Source organism: Paenibacillus sp. FSL R5-0636, from assembly GCF_037974255.1.
Lineage (GTDB): Bacteria > Bacillota > Bacilli > Paenibacillales > Paenibacillaceae > Paenibacillus_AQ > Paenibacillus_AQ odorifer.
Genome location: NZ_CP150232.1, coordinates 3,368,547 through 3,388,675 on the forward strand (window position 1 = coordinate 3,368,547; position 20,129 = coordinate 3,388,675).

General features: G+C 42.2%; 12 protein-coding genes. 9 read left to right on the forward strand and 3 right to left on the reverse strand.

Features of this window, described 5'->3' with window-relative positions:
• Nucleotides 1–167: 167 nt before the first annotated feature.
• Nucleotides 168–2,957, forward strand: a complete 2,790-nt coding sequence (locus MKX34_RS15345) for a glycoside hydrolase family 3 C-terminal domain-containing protein (protein WP_076296712.1) — start codon at nt 168–170, stop codon at nt 2,955–2,957.
• An 89-nt stretch (nt 2,958–3,046) separates the two neighbouring features.
• Here the strand turns inward: MKX34_RS15345 and MKX34_RS15350 are convergent, their stop codons facing one another.
• A complete protein-coding gene (locus MKX34_RS15350; RefSeq protein WP_076296711.1) occupies nt 3,047–6,526 on the reverse strand; it encodes a glycoside hydrolase family 2 in 3,480 nt (1,159 codons plus the stop codon).
• Between the two features lie 470 nt (nt 6,527–6,996).
• On the opposite strand from MKX34_RS15350, the gene spoVB reads away from it, so the two are divergent.
• Complete coding sequence (gene spoVB, locus MKX34_RS15355) at nt 6,997–8,553, forward strand: stage V sporulation protein B (RefSeq protein ID WP_076272534.1); 1,557 nt, start codon at nt 6,997–6,999, stop codon at nt 8,551–8,553.
• Nucleotides 8,554–9,534: 981 nt separating this feature from the next.
• Here the strand turns inward: spoVB and shc are convergent.
• Nucleotides 9,535–11,427 carry a squalene--hopene cyclase gene (gene shc, locus MKX34_RS15360; RefSeq protein WP_076296710.1) on the reverse strand — a complete coding sequence of 631 codons (1,893 nt, stop codon included), beginning with the start codon at nt 11,425–11,427 and terminating at the stop codon, nt 9,535–9,537.
• 121 nt (nt 11,428–11,548) lie between these two features.
• The gene (locus tag MKX34_RS15365; RefSeq protein ID WP_076272536.1) at nt 11,549–11,995 is read right to left on the reverse strand and encodes an OsmC family protein; all 447 of its coding nucleotides are present in this window, start codon (nt 11,993–11,995) and stop codon (nt 11,549–11,551) included.
• 190 nt (nt 11,996–12,185) lie between these two features.
• On the opposite strand from MKX34_RS15365, the gene MKX34_RS15370 reads away from it, so the two are divergent.
• From MKX34_RS15370 to MKX34_RS15400, 7 genes are all read left to right on the forward strand, one after another.
• On the forward strand, nt 12,186–12,821 hold the full coding sequence (locus MKX34_RS15370; protein ID WP_179089297.1) for an SUMF1/EgtB/PvdO family nonheme iron enzyme: 636 nt from the start codon (nt 12,186–12,188) through the stop codon (nt 12,819–12,821).
• Between the two features lie 41 nt (nt 12,822–12,862).
• A complete protein-coding gene (locus MKX34_RS15375; RefSeq protein ID WP_081383910.1) occupies nt 12,863–13,204 on the forward strand; it encodes a hypothetical protein in 342 nt (113 codons plus the stop codon).
• Nucleotides 13,205–13,424: 220 nt separating this feature from the next.
• Nucleotides 13,425–14,780, forward strand: coding sequence for an extracellular solute-binding protein (locus MKX34_RS15380; protein WP_076296708.1), 1,356 nt, complete (start codon nt 13,425–13,427; stop codon nt 14,778–14,780).
• Between the two features lie 58 nt (nt 14,781–14,838).
• A complete protein-coding gene (locus MKX34_RS15385; protein WP_076272537.1) occupies nt 14,839–15,738 on the forward strand; it encodes a sugar ABC transporter permease in 900 nt (299 codons plus the stop codon).
• Nucleotides 15,738–16,577 carry a carbohydrate ABC transporter permease gene (locus MKX34_RS15390; protein ID WP_076105666.1) on the forward strand — a complete coding sequence of 280 codons (840 nt, stop codon included), beginning with the start codon at nt 15,738–15,740 and terminating at the stop codon, nt 16,575–16,577. The genes MKX34_RS15385 and MKX34_RS15390 overlap by 1 nt, the downstream gene beginning before the upstream one ends.
• Before the next feature lie 104 nt (nt 16,578–16,681).
• On the forward strand, nt 16,682–18,448 hold the full coding sequence (locus MKX34_RS15395) for a sensor histidine kinase (protein ID WP_076296707.1): 1,767 nt from the start codon (nt 16,682–16,684) through the stop codon (nt 18,446–18,448).
• Nucleotides 18,438–20,042 (forward strand): response regulator, encoded by a 1,605-nt coding sequence (locus tag MKX34_RS15400; RefSeq protein ID WP_076222530.1) that lies wholly within the window; start codon nt 18,438–18,440, stop codon nt 20,040–20,042. Before MKX34_RS15395 ends, MKX34_RS15400 begins: the two co-directional genes overlap by 11 nt.
• Nucleotides 20,043–20,129: the final 87 nt, after the last annotated feature.

Consider the following 20,129-nt stretch of genomic DNA (forward strand, 5'->3'; position numbering starts at 1 on the left):
GATTGAAAATTTCCAACTCTAACAGACCAATATTATTATATTAATAAAGATAATTATTATATATATTACAGTTATCCAATGTACTATAATGGTATAGTTAAACTTTATGATATGTAATTGATGCCTAAAGAAACAACCTATAGAATTGAACAACAGGAGGAAACAAGTTGAGTACACAGAGTGTGGGAATTCCATTAGAAGGTTTTGCAGAATTTAGCCGAACGGTAGCCGCTGAAGGTGCGGTACTGTTGAAGAATGATCATCAGGTGCTTCCGCTTGGTGAAAATGATAATGTTGCTGTATTTGGCAGAACTCAAGTGAATTATTATCGCAGTGGTACTGGTTCGGGCGGTAGTGTTCATGTTACTTATACGACCAACCTGCTAGGCGGTCTTCGCAGTAAAAAGAACCTTACGGTCAACGAAGATTTGGCAGCAGTATATGAGAAGTGGATTGCGCAAAATCCATTTGATAATGGTGGCGGCGTTTGGGCTGCAGAGCCATGGAACCAGAAGGAAATGCTTTTATCCGACGAATTGGTAGCAGAGGCTAGAAGAAAATCGAACAAAGCAATCATTGTAATCGGACGTACAGCAGGAGAAGATCAGGATAATGTCGATGGTTCAGGGAGCTACCAACTAACAGCTGATGAAAAGGCGATGCTGAAGCAGGTAACTACATATTTTGAGCAAACGATTGTTGTACTGAACGTCTCTAATATTATTGATATGAGCTGGCTGAACGATGAAAGCTATAAAAATCCGATTTCGTCTGTCATCTACTCTTGGCAGGGGGGAATGGAAGGTGGTAATGCAATTGCGGACGTGCTGGCCGGAGAAGTGACTCCAAGCGGTAAATTAACAGACACGATCGCATATTCCATCAACGATTACCCGTCAACACATAACTACGGCAATGAATTTACAAACCTTTATCAGGAAGATATCTATGTTGGTTATCGCTATTTCGAGACATTTTGCCCAGAAAAGGTTCAATATGAGTTTGGTTATGGAATATCGTATACCAAGTTTAAGCTCGAGCCAGAAGAAGCAAAACTTATTAACAAAGCTGGCGAACTAAATGTTGAAGTCGGCGTAACCGTAACCAATATAGGAACTACCTTTGCTGGAAAAGAGGTCGTTCAGGTCTATTATGAAGCTCCACAAGGAAAATTGGGACAGCCTGCTAAAGCTTTGGCAGCATTCGCAAAAACAAAAGTCCTTCAGCCAGGCGAAGCTCAACGTCTTACTGTGAGTTTTCCTGTTCATTCTATGGCTTCCTATGATGACGCTGGTGTGACAGGGCATGCTTCTGCTTATGTGCTAGAAGAAGGCACGTACCGCGTGTTTGCGGGAACGAGTGTTAAAAAAGTGGAGGAAGTCAAGGTTGAAGGGAATAGCGGCTATGTCGTGGAAACTCTTCAAGTTGTGGAACAGTTACAAGAAGCTCTTGCACCAACGCAAAGCTTTACAAGAATGCAACCTGGCGTTCAAAATGCAGACGGTTCGTATGAACTTCTGTATGTAGAGGTTCCAACACGCAAGATTTCGTTAGCAGAACGGATCGAGAGCAATCTACCAACAACGATCTCCCAGACAGGCAATCAAGGGCATAAATTAAGAGATGTATTTGAACAAAAAGTTAGTATGGAAGCTTTTATTGCCCAGCTTAGTGACGATGACTTGGCTGCCATTGTCCGGGGTGAAGGCATGAGCAGTCCTTTAGTTACACCGGGTACAGCTTCTGCATTTGGAGGAGTAAGTGATAGTCTATATAACTTAGGAATCCCTGTTGCATGTACGGCAGATGGTCCTTCAGGAATTCGTATGGATAGTGGAGCAAAAGCGACTCAGGTTGCGATCGGAACGCTTCTTGCAGCTACTTGGAATGCCGAATTAGTCGAAGAGCTGTATGTGTTAGAAGGACAAGAGTTGGTAAGAAACAACATAGACACCTTGCTTGGACCAGGTCTGAATATTCGTCGCAGCCCGCTTAATGGCCGCAACTTTGAATATTTTTCTGAAGATCCTTTGATCTCTGGGGTGTTTGCCGCTGCATGTACACGTGGGATTATGAAAGGTGGCTCTAATGCCACACTGAAGCATTTTGCCTGCAATAATCAGGAGAAACATCGCAGTAAGGTTGACGCTGTTGTGTCGGAACGTGCGCTTCGCGAGATTTATTTGAAAGGTTTCGAAATTGCTGTGAAGCAGGGTGGGGCAAATTCAATTATGACCTCTTATAACCCTGTTAATGGACATTGGGCCGCTTCAAATTACGATTTGAACACTACAATTCTCCGCGGAGAATGGGGCTTCAAAGGTATTGTCATGACAGACTGGTGGGCCATCATGAATGATGTCGTTAATGGTGGAGCTGCAGACCGGAAATTTACAAATTGGATGGTCCGTGCACAAAATGATCTGTACATGGTTGTAGCTAACTATGGCGCCGAAATTAATGGATGGAATGACAACACCATTGAATCCTTGGAAAATGGATCTTTGACTAGAGGAGAGCTGCAACGTTCTGCAATGAATATTTGTGAGTTCATCATGCATGCTCCAGTATTCTCGAGAAAACAGCAAATTATTGAAACGGTTGAGTCCTTTAAGGCCAATCCTTCACTTACTGCAGAACAAGTACAATCTTTATCTCAAAATCCACAGGTTAAGCCAGCCGTTGAAGGATCGACTTTCTTTGAAGTTGGCCAAGCTGGTCAATATCGGATCCTCGTGCATATCATGTCAACAGAGCCTGAGCTGGCTCAAAGTGCATGCAATGTTAATTTGAATGATCAATTGATGACAACCATTCAAACCAACGGGACAGAAGGTCAATGGATTAGACAAAAGCTTGTGAAAGTAGAACTCGAAGCAGGTCTTTATGAAATGAAACTGGAATTCATTAAACCAGGTTTACAGATCGACTGGATCGAATTTAATAGAGTTGACTAAGTAGCTCTAAATATAAGTTAAAGGAAAAACCCTGTGCTAATGCGCAGGGTTTTCTTTTGGTAAGCGATTAGTTTAAAGTTGAAACTACCTTATTCTGCTTGGAACTGGAACCACTTAAAGTCAAACTGGCTCCCCGGTAGAAATATAAAGGTGACGGTTTGTGGACCGGTTACGCGCTCCAACACAAATTCTCTTTCGCAATAATCACTTGACTGTGTAAACTCCACAAGCTGTCTCTTTTCACCCTCTGGTCCGCTAAATAGAATATGCAGAGTATTTTTATCGATAGGCGAATGCCCGCATAAGGTTAGTTTAGTGCTTCCAGTATCACCGAAGTCCATATCTTTAAAGATGAGAGAGACGTTGTTACCAATATTTTTGATTTGTCCATCTGCCAGTGTAAAGGAATCTCCATAAATCTGATTGTATTCCAGAACGTTAAGTTGTTCGTACGCTTTTAAAGGTTTGTTAAACTGAAAGCCCTTGAGATGAATCTTTTTATGAAGAACAAAACAAAGGGTGGTGACACCTTTTATTCGCTCAGGTAATGAGTAGGTTTCCTCTTGATATACATTCCATATAGAAGGTTTTTGATAGGTTACCTGTGTCAGCAGAGCTGCGTTTGGAGCATCCGGAGTACCTTTCCATATATCAATCGTATATTTATCGTTATCTAGCGCGAAGATAGGAAGGGTAAGTTCAGTAGCTCCATAATCACCGAAATCGATGTTGTCGAAACAGATCCAGCTTTCTCCTTCTCTTGCAGTAGCCACTCCGCGTTCATTCCCATTTGTTAAGTTCCGGCTCGTATTGCTATGATAACCAGCGGAAACAAACTCATAAGGATTCAAAAAGGCAGCTCCCATATCTCGAATATGGAATTCCATAAGCGAGTACAGGCGCACTTGATCTGCACCGTTTTTCGTTGCACACCGTACATAGACGTCTCCGTCTCCCAAAGCCGATATTACTGCTTCATGCCCATTTGCCTCAAGAACGGCTATATTGGCGTCAATGCCGGCAGTATTCGTAACTCGCCATTCAATTTCCTGATAGGTTGCGTTCTCTGGATGAATTTGCACACGAACCGGAAGTGCTCGGGTGTCCTTCGTTAGTTGATTTCCTTGTGGGCATATGATTTCCAGCTTGCGAACGGGAATTTCATCTGATAAATAGTCTTGGGATAACTCGCTCACATCCGATAGTGATTGTGACGAATGCTGATAAAGTACAAGCTCTTCGTCCTTAGAATGATCTAGCTCTCGTGCTTCGGCAGTCAGTGTAAGCTCAGCGGACTGTAAGCCTTGGGAAGATGCACGTACAACGATTTTACCTGGCTCCAATGAAGAGGCAATGACTGCAAGCAATTTTCCACTGAACATCCGGCGACTTGTTCCTTTATATGAATCGTAGTCAGTGCTGTCACCATTATCCAAACCAACAAGACGCCCCGGTCCTTCTACAGAGATTTGGATACGATTATTGGCGTTCTCCACGGGACGTCCTTCTTGATCGAGGGTCGAGATCTCAACAAATACCAAGTCCGATCCGTCAGCAGTGATCTGAGTTTTATCAGGCTTCATGACCACAGTAGTTGAATCTCCGAAAGAAGTTACCGTATCTTCAGCGATCTGTACTCCGTGTTCATCATAAGCGACTGCTCGTAGAGTACCTTCGCTAAATGGGAGCTGCCATTCCCCAAGCAGCTTTTTACCATGTTTATGGTCAATGTTAAAAGTGCCCATGGATTGATCATTAAAGAACAATTCGATTTGTGGTGCGTTGGAGCATACTCGCACATCAATAAGCTGCCCTTCAGAGAAATCCCAGTATGGAAAAATATGAATCATCGGGGCGACCTTGTAATCCGTCCATTCTGCTTGATAAATATAATAGGAATCCTTTTTGAATCCCGCGGTATCCAGTTGACCGAAATACGAGTTTTTAGTGAAGTACGGGGTCGGCTCCCCGATATAGTCAAATCCAGTCCAAATAAATTGTCCCGGTGAGTAGGTCGCATCACGATCTGCAATGATGCAAGCTTCTGTGTTCTTGGCACCCCAGCTAGTGGAGCTATTTCCTAAAGCTGAGCATTGTTCATCATCGTCAGACAATACAGACTGAGCAAAAGGGAAGTGATAGATGCCTCTGCTCTGTACAGTAGACGATGTTTCACTGCCATAAATAATCCAGTCTGGATGTTCCTCATGATGCTGATCATAGTATTTTTCGGCATAGTTATACCCTGCGAACTTCACTAGATCTGCGCATTTCTGTGCATTCTCCCAAGGCATATAGTTGGAACCGATAGTAACCACTGCATTTCCTTTAGGGTCATGAACCTGCACCAGATCTCGTAATTCTATGGTTAACTCTTGGCCGCGTTCATCGGCATGGGTGTCGTATATTTCATTTCCGATACTCCACATGAGCATGGAGGGGCGATTTCTATCCCGGCGTACCCAACTGGCAATATCTTGTTTCCACCAATCCGGATAAAATCTGGCGTAGTCAAAAGGAGTTTTACTGCGTTCCCACATATCGAATGCTTCGGAAACTATGAGCACGCCCATCTCATCGGCTAGTTCCATCAATTCAACGGCTGGCATATTGTGGGCCGTACGAATAGCGTTTACGCCCATCTCCTGCAGGAGGATAATCTGTCTTTTTAGAGCTACCTTATTCACCGCAGCCCCCAAACATCCCAAATCATGATGTTGGCATACGCCATGAATCTTCACCTTTCGGCCATTCAAAAAGAAACCTTGTTGGCTGTCAAACTCCATCGTACGGAATCCGAAGGTTTGGACTTCTTCCTCGATCACTTGTTCGTTCTCTAACAGCTCCGTTTTTAGGTTATAACAGTAAGGCTGGTTAATATCCCAGAGCATTGGATTATTGATGGATAAGAGGGCAGAGCTGGATACAGCAGACCCGACTTGTACTGGAATTTCATTTTCTACATGAGAGATACAAGTTCCTGAAGCATCTAGTATACTGTGACGAATTATGTAGTGCTTTGCGCTTTGCAATAGATCATTGCACAATACTTCGGTATCTACCTCAACATTCCAGGCATCCTCTTTTTTGCGAGTAGAGATATAAATACCATCAGGCACAATATGTGTCCCTGGATACGTCTTCAGCCATACACTCCGATAGATGCCCGCACCAGAATACCAGCGTGAGTTAGGAGACTCATGAACCACTTGAACATAGATTTCGTTGATACCTTCAATAATGTATGGCGTGATATCTAATTCAAAAGTGGAGTATCCATTTTTCCAGACGCCTGCGATATGGCCGTTCACATAGAGAGTGGAGTCCATGTATACGCCTTCAAAACGAAGCGACACACGGCTATTTGGCACGTGCTCATCTATAACTATGCTTTTACGGTACCAGCCTTCTCCGCTTTCATATAGATTATGTGTATCAAAAATTAGCCAGTCATGGGGTAAGGTTACGTCGATCCACTCCGAATCAGCTGCTATCACTGATTCTAAAGTAGACTTAAGCGGCTGTTTGCTGAATAACCAGTCATTATTTAATCTTGTTTTCTGACTCATGAATGAAGTTCTCCTTTATCTTTGAAAAATTTAGAAGTGGTTATTATCGATGTGAATGATTTCCGTAAAGCCTTTTCTATTCTTTTTTATCATATCAAAGATTTTGCAAAAAGACATTCACGAAGAAGAGTAAAAAAACCGTTATAACAAAGCTATTGAAATCGCATTCAAAATGATAACATGCCATTGGTAAATTATCTATTTATTTCTTAATATATCTTTTATTGCGGAGGATGAAATTTATACAAAAACAGTACTAATGAGCGATACAGAGGAGTATCTCTGCTCTATGAAAAATGTTTTTGCTACAGAAGATAATGAAAGTGAGGGAAATTGCCTGGTATACCAACTAAGATGTGGCGGCTTATTGCTGATTAAATACTTTACAAATACTTGTCTGCATGTACTTGTGTTTGTTCGAATAAGTTAGAAAGAAGGACAGGACAAACCATAGGTGGAGATGTGTATAAATGGGGATGCGTAAACAAAGTTTTATTCGTGGCACGTTCATATTAACCGTGTCGTCATTTTTCACAAAAGGGCTTGGTTTTTTGAACGGAGTCTTGCTGGCACGTTTTTTGGGAGCAGAGGGAGTAGGACTGCTTATGATTGCTCATCCACTGCTTCCCTTATTTATTACGCTGACAGAGCTGGGGCTTCCTGTTGCGATTTCAAAGCTTGTATCGGAAGCTGAGGTTAAGCAGGATGAAGCGCGAGTAAAGCGTATTCTCACTGTATCCTTAAGCATTACGGGTACGTTGAGTATTATATTAACTTTAGTGGCTCTATTTGGCTCCAAATGGATCGCATCGATTTTTTTGGCCGATCAGCGGGCGTATTATGCTATGGTTGCTATTACGCCGATCATTCCAATTATTGCGATGTCTGCTGTACTGAAAGGTTATTTTCGTGGAAAACAGAACATGAACCCACTTGCCTTTTCCGATATTATTGAGAATCTGGCGCAAATCATTGTCATTATCGGTGTTGTCAACGTTTTGCTGCCCTACGGTATTGCCTATGCGGCTGCTGGCGCGATGGCTGCCTCCGTTGTTGGAGAAGGTTTTGGTTTGCTCTATTTGTTCGCTGTCTTCAAATGGGCAAATCGAGGTAAGATCAAAACCTCTCCACCACATACGTCAAGAATTTCACTTAAAGGAGACAGTACGTTGAGAGATTTGCTGCGCATCGGCTTACCGATGACAGGCAGCGGTTTTATTCATTCTCTCTATCATGCCTTTTTACCACTGCTGATTACGAAAAGTCTAGTACTGTTTGGTGTAGGTGTTGAGATGGCAACCAAGCAATTCGGACTTCTGGCAGGTTATGCTCTCCCCATGTTGTTTCTCCCCAGCTTCTTCACACAATCGTTGTCGACTGCATTAATTCCGGCGATCAGCGAAGCAAGTGTGAGCAACAATAGCAAGCTTATGCATAGTCGGATGGATATGGCTATGCGATCCGCGCTTATAGTAGGTTTTCCATGTACAATCATCCTGTACTTATGGGCTGTACCCTTAACGACTATGATCTACCATTCGCCAGAAGCGGGCGAGCTGCTAAGGTTAATTGCACCCTTATTTTTTCTTTATTATTTTGGAGCGCCACTGCAAGCAATTTTGCTTGGTTTGGGGAAAGCATCAACCGTTATGTGGAACCATATTCTTACGAATATTTTCGAAGTGATTGCGATCTTTGTTCTTGGTTCTAATATTGGAATCGAAGGGGTGGCCATGGGATTCGGACTGGGACTCTTGCTGCTGACACTGTTGAATTTTTTATCTGTGGCAGGAACGATCGGGTTTTATTTTGACTTTCGTATTGTATTCAAGGTGGGAGCAGGAGGAATTGTCATGGTGCTTAGCGGGTTGGCGGCTCACGGAATTCTGGAACGATTGCACCTGGGGCAGATCATTGAACTGTTCGGAGCGTTGCTCGTTTCGTTAATTACCTATGCAGCAACATTGCAGGTAACCCGTGCTTGGGAAAGAGCACCGAAACCACCAACGATTACGCCTGTTTCTTGAATGGTGATCTTTCGGTACCGTGCTCCAAAAAGTAAATCGAGCAATGATGCATACCTCTGTGTGCCAGTATGGAGGCGGATGAAGGAAATGGGAAGCAGCAATGTGTTTAACTGTATTTTGTACAGCTATAATCGTTCAAAACAGTTGCGCATTGAAAATAGCTGTATTTCTTACATCTATTCACATGAGATTAAGGCTTCTAGGTGATTTCTCTTGATTTTAATTGTATAGAATGCAGTTAAAGTCGAAGTTATTCCCTAGCAATATGGATTAAGTGTATAAAATGCAGTTATTTCATTAAATTGCGTGAAAATCTTGCGCTACAAATATACGGAGTGGGGATATCAGACGTTACAGTCATAATTGCTCAGGCAAAACGCCAGTGACCCAAAATATCAGGCAGCGATCCTTGATTATCGGAGATCGCTGCCTGATTCTAATTAGCTTTATGCTAACTATGCTCGATTGACTCAAATGCAAAAATGGAGCTAGCTCATAAGTAATTTAAGTAATTTAAGTAATTTAAGTAATTTAAGTAATTCCTATAGGGCTGATCCAAATGGCAAGTTGGCTTGATAGGTAACATTTTGCGCACACGTATTTGCTATCGGACTCAGCTGACCTTAAGAGCAGATTTAGCTTACAATTGGAATTTTAACGGACACTATCGCAGTTATTACTATGAAAAACACCCGAAATGACTCTCTTTTTAAGGAATAGTTTCACTGGAGTCCGTAACTTAACTCAAAAGCCTAAAAACAAGCAAATAGCGTCTTCTGGGTCCGAAAAGCTCTATGCTTGTTCAAGACTGGGTGATTTAGGTAGGTGCAACGGACAAAAGCATTCATCTCTCGATTCATAACATCAGAGCAACGAGATTCTCCAGTAACGGACGATTGCTGCTCTGGCGATCCAAGCTTTTTCGAGACAGTTAAGAAGTGGAGCAGGACAACGCTAGTTATTACCGAGTATTACCGAGTATTATCCTTGACCGTATTTTTTTCTGTAATGACTCAATGTGAGTAGTGGCCAGATATAGCGGTAACTATGATAATTGGAATAGAAATTACCGGGGAGTCCAGCGCCAGTGGGATAAGAAGTTTTCCAATCCTCTTCATGAATAGACGTGATTAGTCTTTGAATCCCTTTTTCCACCGCAGCTGTTGGCTCTGGCTGAACGGCAATAATCGCATCAAGTGCCCAGGCGGTTTGAGAAGGTGTGCTTTCTCCTAAAGGAACATATTGTAGAAGCCGGTCGCTGTGACAAGACTCCCCCCAGCCGCCGTCCGAGTTCTGAATGCTTAGGAGCCACTTCACTCCTTTTTGCAACGTTTCATGATTTATAGGGAGCCCAACAGCCTGCAGGCCTGTTAATGATGCCCAAGTGCCATAAATATAACAAACACCCCATCTTCCATACCACGAACCATCCTTCTCCTGATGTTGAATCAGCCATTTCGTACCCCGTTTAATGAACTCGTGTTGTGTATTTAAACCAGCGAAGTTTCCGAGAAACTCCAAAGTTCGTCCGGTAAGATCTGCTTCCGAAGGATCAATGGCTGCAGATTTAGCACCATCGATAGCGAGCCATGTGAGCATTTCTTTATTGGTGTTTTTTTCGAATGCCGGCCAGCCGCCGTCGTTATTTTGCATCGATAGGACCCAATTCAGTCCACGATTCCATGATTCCAGATATGAAGGGTGAATTGTTGATAAGCTTCGGATGGCTCGCAAGGCTGCCGTTGTATCATCTACGTCCGGATTGATTGTATTGGACTCAGAGAATCCCCATCCACCGGGAACTGTATCCGGATTATGGATGCTCCAATCAGCAGTTTGATGATGCTGTTTATCCAGAAGATAAGCTGCAGCGTGTTTTATTCCTTTGTGATCAACCGGAATTTGAGCCTCTTGTAAAGCATAGGAGATTAACGCTGTATCCCATATTGTAGATGGAGAGTTTTGAATTGTAGTTTTATGATCTGATTGGCATTGCAGCGCGGTGAGACCTTGAATGGCCTTTGTAATTATTGGATGCTGCCGATCATAATCGAGAGCAAGCAGGGCAAAAACCATAAGAATTGTACTGCTGGCATAGCTGTAAAAGGTACCGTCGGATTCGATTCGCTGGAGCATATATTGCTCTGCTTTGTTTTTGGCAGCTTCATGTATGTAGTGTGGACTCCCGAGTAATCTGCTCAAACCCATTTGAATAACATCCTGCAGCTCCTGATATCCACGGGTAGGCGATTCATCTGCATCCAATCGTGTCTCCATAAGATCTGACAGATCAGGAGCATGGGCTGTAGTGATCGAAAATCGCCGATCGGCCATAATGAGCATAGGAGTGAGGTGTACCCTAGAGTAGCCAGAGAATTCGAAATAGTTAATAGGGAAGTAAGACGGAAACAAAAGCACCTCCAGTGGAATCGAAGAAATTGCTAAAGGCCACTTGCTTTGACCCGTTGCGGCGAGAATGACTCTAGTTAAGATACTTGTGACTTTGCCTAATCCACCTTTAGACAGTATATAACGCTTAGCACGCTGTATTGGCTCGTCTGTTATCTTACTGTACCCAGAGTAGAGCAGGGCATAATAAGCTTCGACCGATGTGGATAAGTTCCCAGCTTTTTCGTCCTTATATAACTGCCAGCAACCCTCTCGCTGTTGTGCGTCAAGAATGCGGTCATGTAGCTGCCGAATGAGGGTTTCATTCTGTAGGTTCAACACCCTAAAGAGAATGATCATATAAGCATCGATCACAATCCCGTTCTCAAAACAAAAATGCCATGAGCCGTCATCCTTCTGCTGTTGTAGCAAAAACGTTGTCAAACGTTCGATTTCTTCATCTACTTTTCTTAGTATATCCGTCATTTTTTGGGTTCCTCCGAAGGCATCATTTTTAACATTATATGAAGTCGGAGAACAGGTCATGAAAAAGAGCTGCAAAGTCGCTTTTACGCAACTTTGCAGCTCTCTTAGCATTATAAAACGGTTAATTTTCAATCACAATACGATTTAGCTTGAGATTAACCGGAGCAGCAATGGTGTCACCTACAGGGCATTTACTCTCCAGAAATTGTACGAACTGTTCGACCTTCTCAGCAGGGGATGGAGTCTTTATGTAGAATGTATACCGAATATCGGAATAGCCAGGACGTACTTCAGAGCGGTTGAAGAATCCGTCGAGATCCAAGTCACCTTCCACATCTACTCTGAAATCTTCAAGCTCCACCTCAAATTTAGAGGCGTAGACCCGAGCTACAATGGATTGGCAGGCACCCAAAGAAGCGAGCAAAGCTTCAACAGGATTCATTCCTGTATCCGTACCCCCTAGACTTGTCGGTTCGTCGATGACCAGCTCGAATTGTCTTACATTAGTAACGACCCTAACGCCGTCTTGCAAATGAGCAGTTGCTTTGAAAGTTTGAACATTTGGCATGTGTTTACACTCCTTCTTCTGGATAAACCAAGTATGATTTAATGTTTCTTATTGTTTGTAATCCTGAGTAATTAACTAGGAAATGTATAGATTATAGTTCTATTCTGTATACCCGTCAATACATGATTAAAATAATAGATAGGAGGCAGCTAGAGTGTCAATCGAAATTGAGAGCTATTTGGACTATCCTATGGTTGCAATTCCAGGGGGAGAAATAGAATTAAGAGACGATCGGATAAAGCGTAGATGGAAAGCAGAAATCAAACCGTTTCTTCTTGCACCTTATCCTGTAACTGTGGATCTATACAATGCTATAATTAATAACTCATCTCATGGAGATCTAAAACCGGTTGTGAATATTTCATGGTTTGAAGCCATCTCTTTTTGCAATCTGCTTTCCCAGAAAGCTGGATTTATAGAAGCTTATACTATAGGTGAAGATGGTAAACTCATTACTTGGGATAAGGAAACAAACGGATATCGACTTTCAACAGAAGCAGAGTGGCAATATGCATGTAAAGCAGGAACTTCCGGTTATCAATATGGAGAACTGGATAAAATTGCTTGGTATAATGAAAATTCAGGTGGCGAACTCCACGAAATAGGACAAAAGGAACCCAATGCTTGGGGACTTTATGATATGTTAGGAAATGTATGGGAATGGTGCTGGGATTTATATGATGAACAAGTGTATGGCTCCTATCGAATTTTTCGGGGAGGCAGCTGGGCAGAAGAGGACAGAGGATGTGGAGCCACATGCCGCCGTCGTAGTCATCCAACATTTAGCGTAGAAGATCTTGGCTTCCGTCTTGCCCGGTCTTATTAATGGGCCATACATTTGTAATCAGAGTTAGAGGAGGAAATAACATGCGCGAAGGACACATAGATAAGCATGGTTATAACGAGCATCGAGAATACGGAGAGCATGGAGAAATGAATATAAATGGAGTCAAGGTGGGTTCGGAGCATCCTCACAAAAGCGCTCAGACCTTTCGTCGTGCTAGGGCTATCGCATTTTTGGACAAGCTAATGATTAATCGTTCGGCGTTGCAGCAGCAGCTAAAAGAGTCAGAGATTGAAACGACAAAACAAGTCATTAGTGGTGAACTAAAAGCTACGGAAGCGATCATCGATGAGTTCATACATATGTTTCAGATTCATGAGATAACTTCTGATAAAAGAGAAAACTTTAATTTGGATAGAACCTAAGCCACTCAGCTATATAGAGGTGTTCATGCCCTAGGTTTTGATATGAATGAAAAAAGAAGACTTCTGAAGAAATCAGAGGTCTTCTTTATGTGTAGTTAATAAAGAAAAATGTCTAATGTAAAGAGAATACATCATAAAGTAAAACGCTTTCATGTTCACTTGATAAATTGATTTATATAATTAGTCCTGTAAGCAATATAAAAATGGGGGGCGAAAAAGAATGAAAAAAGTCAACAAAACAAGGATGAACCTAACTCTAACAGTGTTGATGGCTATGTCCATGCTTATCACTGCTTGTGGTGGGAACAACGGGAATAACGTGAATTCCGAGGCTAATGCAAACGCAGGCAATACGGGAAAAACAACTGCGGCGGAAGAGAAGCTCAAGATTACCATGTGGTCTCAATTCGCGGATCCAAATTCTAAAGATGGTGGGTTTGTTGGTTTTTATAAAGCACTTGAGGCAACCAAGGCTAAATTCCCTAATGTAGAAATCGAGCATGTAGGTGTTGGGGGCGAATCTTATAAAACAAAAGTGAAAGCGGCTTCAGCAGCCAATGAACTGCCCGACATTTTTTACACCTGGGGTGGCGGATTCTCTGAGCCATTTATAGCGGGGAACCGGATTCTGTCCATTGATGATCTCGCAAAAGATGGAACGCTGGACCAAATCGTACCAGGTACGACAGACAATTTCGTCTTCGATAGCAAGCTTTACGGTCTGCCGATCAATATAGCTACTGCTCAAATGTACGTTAATAAAGAACTATTTGAGCAAGCAGGAGCAAAAATTCCGGAAACATGGGATGAGCTTGTTGCTGCGATTGAAGCACTAAAAGCAAAAGGTATTCAGCCGATTGCACTTGGAGCTAAAGACAGATGGCCAGCCATGCAATGGAACGCGATTCTAGCCATCCGGATGGCAGGCGTGGATGCTGTAAATGCCGCTTTAACGAAAACAGGATCATTCGACACACCTGAATTCACAGAAGCTGCTGCGAAATACAAACAATTGATTGATGCGGACTCCTTCGGCAAACATTTTGTTGGAACTTCTTATGATGACGCGACAAATATGTTCCTATCAGGCAAAGCAGCTATGATGTTCATGGGTGCTTGGGTCAACGGACAGATTGAAGATGATAACTCTCTGGTCAAAGGTAAAGTGGTACCGATTAAATTCCCAACCATTCCAGGGGGGAAAGGAAATGCTGACGAGTGGTTCGGAGGTTCGGGTGAAACATTCGTGCTCAATGCCGATCTGAAAAACAAGGAAAGAATATGGGAAGTATACAAGTTCTTTATTGAGACCATGTCTAAAGAAGTATTTCTGGCTGGTTCAGGCTCCTCAGCATGGAAAGTTGATGTAGGTGACACTTCTCAAATGAATCCACTGGCTCTGCAAATTGGTGAATTGTCTTCTTCAGCAACAGGTTTCTCCTACTGGTGGGATCAAATGCTGAATGGTAATGACACTGAATCTATGTTCGGCTCGCTGATGAAATTCGTTGCCGGAAAAACAACACCTGAAGACTACACGAAAGAATTACAGAGCAAGGTCAATCAAGGACAATAATCTGCGTCAGGCGGCGAGAATTGTTCGCCGCCTGATCGATTTAAAGGTGGAGTGAAGCATGCATCAAGTATTCGGAAACAAAAAGGCTATCGCCGTATTTGTTGTTCCTGCTTTGATTTTATACATTCTTGTTGGTTTTTTCCCGATCCTTCAGTCCATGTATTACAGTCTGCTGGACTGGGATGGGATTCAACCGGCTAAATTTATCGGTTTAGCTTCTTATAAGGATTTATTTTTTACAGATACGTACGGCATGGATTTTAATCATTCGATACTTAATACGTTGTATCTGGCAGTTCTTTCTGTTTTCATGCAACTTCCGATAGCTCTGGTGCTCGCTCTGGTTCTTGCCAGAGGGGTGTGGGGTGAAAAGCTGTATCGTACTTTGTATTTCATTCCAGTCTTGGTATCCTCCTCTGTCATCGGCGTTATGTTTCTGAAAATCTATCAGCCTGAATATGGCTTGCTGAATACGATACTCAATCAACTAGGCTTGTCCTCCTGGACACATGATTGGTTAACGGAAAGCGGAACAGCACTAATAAGTGTTATGATTCCAATCGTTTGGCAATATATCGGCTACCATATGCTTCTAATGTACGCTGCCATCAAAGGGATACCTGAAGATTTGTACGAGGCTGCAAAAATTGACGGAGCATCAAGTATAAGAACCGCCTTCTCTATTACCATTCCACTTATCTCACCGATCCTGAAGGTATGCGTCATATTTGCTGTTTTGGGATCATTAAAGTTTTTCGATTTAGTCTTCATTATGACCAATGGCTACCCTACACCGGAAACTAGTGTTCCAAGTACATTGATGTATTCATCGATTTTTAATCGCAATATGTATGGGTACGGCAGCGCGATGGCCGTGTTTATGGTTGTGGAATGTCTCTTTTTCTACTTAATTCTACAAAAACTGATCAGAACCTACGATGATAAGGAGGAGAGCTAATGACAACAACACATAACCGCCGCTGGCCAAAGGTTGTTTTGCAGCTTGCGTTTCTAATCTTCGCCGTTATTCAATTGTATCCGCTCGTGTGGCTTGTATTTTCATCCTTTAAAACAAACATAGAAATTACAGGCTCAAATGTGATGGGCTTGCCTAATGAGTGGCGGTGGGCGAATTACGACTACGCACTTTTTAAGGCGAATATCGCACGTAACTTTTTGAACAGCCTTATGTATACAACGGTAACTGTCATTATTTCTGCTCTGTTATCGGCAATGGTTTCTTTTGCTGTCGCAAGAATGAAGTGGAAGCTTAATAATGTGGTGCTTACTTTCTTTATGCTGGGATTGATGATCCCCGTACATGCTACGCTGCTACCTGTCTTTCAGATGTTAAAAATGACAAGTTTGCTGAATACACCGTGGGCTTTAATCATTCCTTATACCGTTAGTGCACTTCCTACTACAATCTTTATCATGATTGGTTTTTTTAGAGCGCTGCCAGGGGAGTTGGAAGAAGCCAGCGTTGTAGACGGCTGCAATATTTATCAGGTTTTTTTCCGTATTATGCTTCCGCTTGTAAAGCCGGCTATCGTAACCACTTCCATCTTTACTTTTTTATCCGCTTGGAACGAACTGATGTTTGCTAATACGTTCATTAATGATCCTGACTTAGCAACAATTACCGTCGCCATCAATTCGTTTAAAAGTGCCTATGCCACAGAATTCGGACCTATGTTCGCTGGAATGGTTGTGGCTACACTACCCATGATCATTATCTACTTGTTCCTAAGTAACCAAGTCCAAAAAAGCATTATTGCCGGGGCAGTTAAGGGCTAAAGCAATGGGATAGGAATCCTTCGAAAAATGCTATACTAGTATCGTATTGAAGTAGCTATAAATAAAGGTCCGTATTCGCTTAATTGTCGGCCAGGAGGTTACCGATGAGGTTTGCACGTATCCGATCACAAATCGTTTTTTACTACTTGGCCTTATTAGTGGTTTCCATGATTGCAAGCGGTATTATGTACCAACGAATCAATGAGAAATTCACCGAGGAAAAGGTAGGTGAGGTATCGCTTCAAACCTTAAACGCCATGAATTCCGGAATCGAATCACTTCTTGACAGCACGAATAATTATTCCAAGATGATCGTGTCGAACAATACAGTTCAGGAAGTTCTGGGCAGTGATCTGGCGGGTAACGACATCGGAATTTTAACTTACAAGCTAGAGGTGGCTCTGTCAGATTTTATGCTCGCAGAGCCCTCTATCTCTTCTGTCTATCTATTCGATAATGCAGGACGTAAGTTTGCGATTGATTTGCAGTCTGCAAAACCGATCAGAACGGATGGGATCGAGTCAGCGGAATGGTATTCCGAGGCGGTCGCCTTGGACGGAAAAGCAATTTGGAGGAAAAATGCCGGAGGTATCTTCAATTTTGAGACGAAGGAACCCCAGCAGGATCCACAATATATTTCTCTGATTCGTATCGTAAACGACATGAACACTTCCAAGAAAATAGGAGTATTAGTCGTGAACATTACGGTTCAGGAGCTGAAAAAAAGCTATGAACGTTCGATCAACGATAATAAACCTGATTTAATGATCGAAACTGGATATGAGACACTCCTTGATTTTACAAAACCTGAATTATCGACTTATACAAACTCTTCTATGCTTGATGTGCCGCTCGGCAGTAGCAAAATCGTAAAGATCAAAGATCATAATTATCTGATCTCTTCTCTGGTTTCAATGGATCGTGGTTGGAAGTTTACTAGCGCTCAGCCTCTGGGGGAATGGGAAAGCCCCTATCGTCAATTTAATCTAATGCTGTTAATGATTATGCTGTTTAATTTCATTTCTATATTTTTAGGTTCCGTCTGGATTTCTAGATTCATTACAACACCTATTTTACATATGCTGCGATCCATGAAAAAAGTGGAGATTGGAGAGTTCAGTTTGGTTCGGTACGAGGCGAGAACTGATGAACTGAACCAGTTGAAAGATAGGTATAACAATATGATTATGACCATTGAGCAAGCGCTGAAGCGGGAGAAAGAAGAACAGAAATTGATTCGGAAACTCGAATTGGATATTTTGCAGCAGCAAATTAAACCACATTTTTTATATAACACGTTAGAATCAGCTGGCTATTTAACTTTGTCAGGAAATAATAATGAGGCGTACCAGATTATTTCTGAGCTTGCAGCCTTCTATCGTCAGAGTCTTAGTAAGGGCAGTGATGTAGTAACGTTAAGAGAAGAAGTAGAGATCACTAAAAGTTATTTGAGTATACAAAATATTCGCTATCCAGAAATTTTCACCAGTGAAATTGAGGTGCCGGAAGAAGCTGAGTATGTTCGGATACCCAAATTGACGCTTCAGCCGCTTGTAGAAAATGCGCTTTATCATGGTATTCGCCCTTTAGGGGAGTGTGGTAAGATTCGCATCCTTGCCCGAATTCAGGGGAATCGACTGAAGTTAATCGTGGAAGACGATGGTGTGGGCATGAATGAAGACAAACGTCGGGAAATGCAAGCTGAGCCCTATGGGCAAAATGAGTCCAGTTTTGGGTTGCGCGGTACTTTGATGCGTCTGAAGCTGTACTATGGGGCGGATATGAATTGTAGTTTGGTCAGTGCACCGGGAGAAGGAACTCGGATTGAATTGGAACTACCGCTTGAGGAGGGGAATAGTCATGGAGCTTGAACTGCTCAGAGCCATTATTGTGGATGATGAAATTAATGCGAGAAAAATTGTTCCCATCATTATAGATTGGCAAGCGGTTGGTTACAGATTCGTAGGTGAGGCCTCGAATGGAAGCGAAGCGTTAGATCTGATCGAAACGATGAAACCGGATGTAGTATTTACAGATATCAGTATGCCTTTTATGGATGGACTGGAATTAAGCCGGTTGATAAAAGAAAGGTATCCGCTAGTCAAAATTGTGATCATCACTGCACATCCCGAATTCGAATATGCAAAGAGAAGCCTGGACATTGGAGTACAAAATTTTATCTTGAAGCCGCTTCAATCCGAGGAAGTACGAAGAGTTGCGGTAGATCTTCATGGGAAAATCCGGGAAGAGACAGAGCGGTGGAACGAATATCAGGAACTGAATCGACAGTTAAAAGAAAACGCCGTTCAACTAAAAGAAAAATTTCTAAATGATTTGCTATCAGGCCTCTGGGACCCCGATCAGCTGGACAGCCGGTTCCATTACTTTTTTCCTGACTCAGCGAACAGCCTGTTTTCAATCATGCTCATTGAACTTCAAATCTCCTTAGAAGAAGGGGAGGAACAACGAATCCTGCAGTCTTTGCGTTGTAAGAGGTTTATTGATTACGCGCTTGAAGAGTATGAGGGAATCGAAGTTTTTTTTGATAACAGTCAACGCATTGTCCTTCTTAATAGAAAAGATAATCAGAATCTTACGAAGATTGGAGAGTGGCTGGCCCAATCGCTCCATGAAAAGCTTGAATGCAAAGCTTGCATTGGCGTAGGTAGTACCTGTACGGATTTCAATAGGATCAAAGAATCCTATAAAGAGGCGCTGGAGGCAGTTAGATATGGTAAGTTAAAGGGCAGTAACGCCATCTATTTTTTTAATGATGAAATTCATTTCGGGGGCCGATCCTGGGAAGTTAAGACGAATGAAATTGAGGAAATTTTGTTTTTTGTAAAAGCTGGTGTCTTAGACAAGGCTATGCAATCCATCGAGAAAATGTTTCAGGATTTGGAGAAGTCCAAGGCTTTTTCTGTGGAACGAGCTAGGTTGGTTTCCGCCCAATTTGTCTCCACATTAATCAATTCACTCGCTGAAATGGGAGTTATAATAGATAATAATCTTTCTTTCGATATTTCGCCATATAAAAGGATTTTTGAGCTCGATAGCCTGCCAGACATGCAACAGACATTACTTGAACTCACAGAGAAGGTAACCTCTCAAGTAACCCGGGCACGTAGCAAAAAAACCAATAATATTATCCATGAAGTTAAAGAATTTATTCAACAGGAGATGCACATTCCGGAGATGTCTTTATCCTATGTATCGAATAAATTCCACATGAATTCCAGTTACTTTAGCCGGATCTTTAAGCAGGACATAGGGATTAGCTTTACGGATTATCTTCTCAAGTGCAGAATGGAAAAAGCGGTGAAGCTTCTGAATGAAACGGATTGGAAAGCTTATCAAATTGCTGAAAAGGTAGGCATTAAAGATCCATTTTACTTCAGTAACTGTTTTAAAAAAGTAATGGGAGTATCCGTTCAGGAGTATAAGAAAAATAGTTTTTCCCTATAAATCACTCCGTTGAATTTGATAATTTTTCTCTTTAAGCCCGCACTTTATGCGGGTTTTTATTGTTTTTTCAGATATAAAATGAGCAAT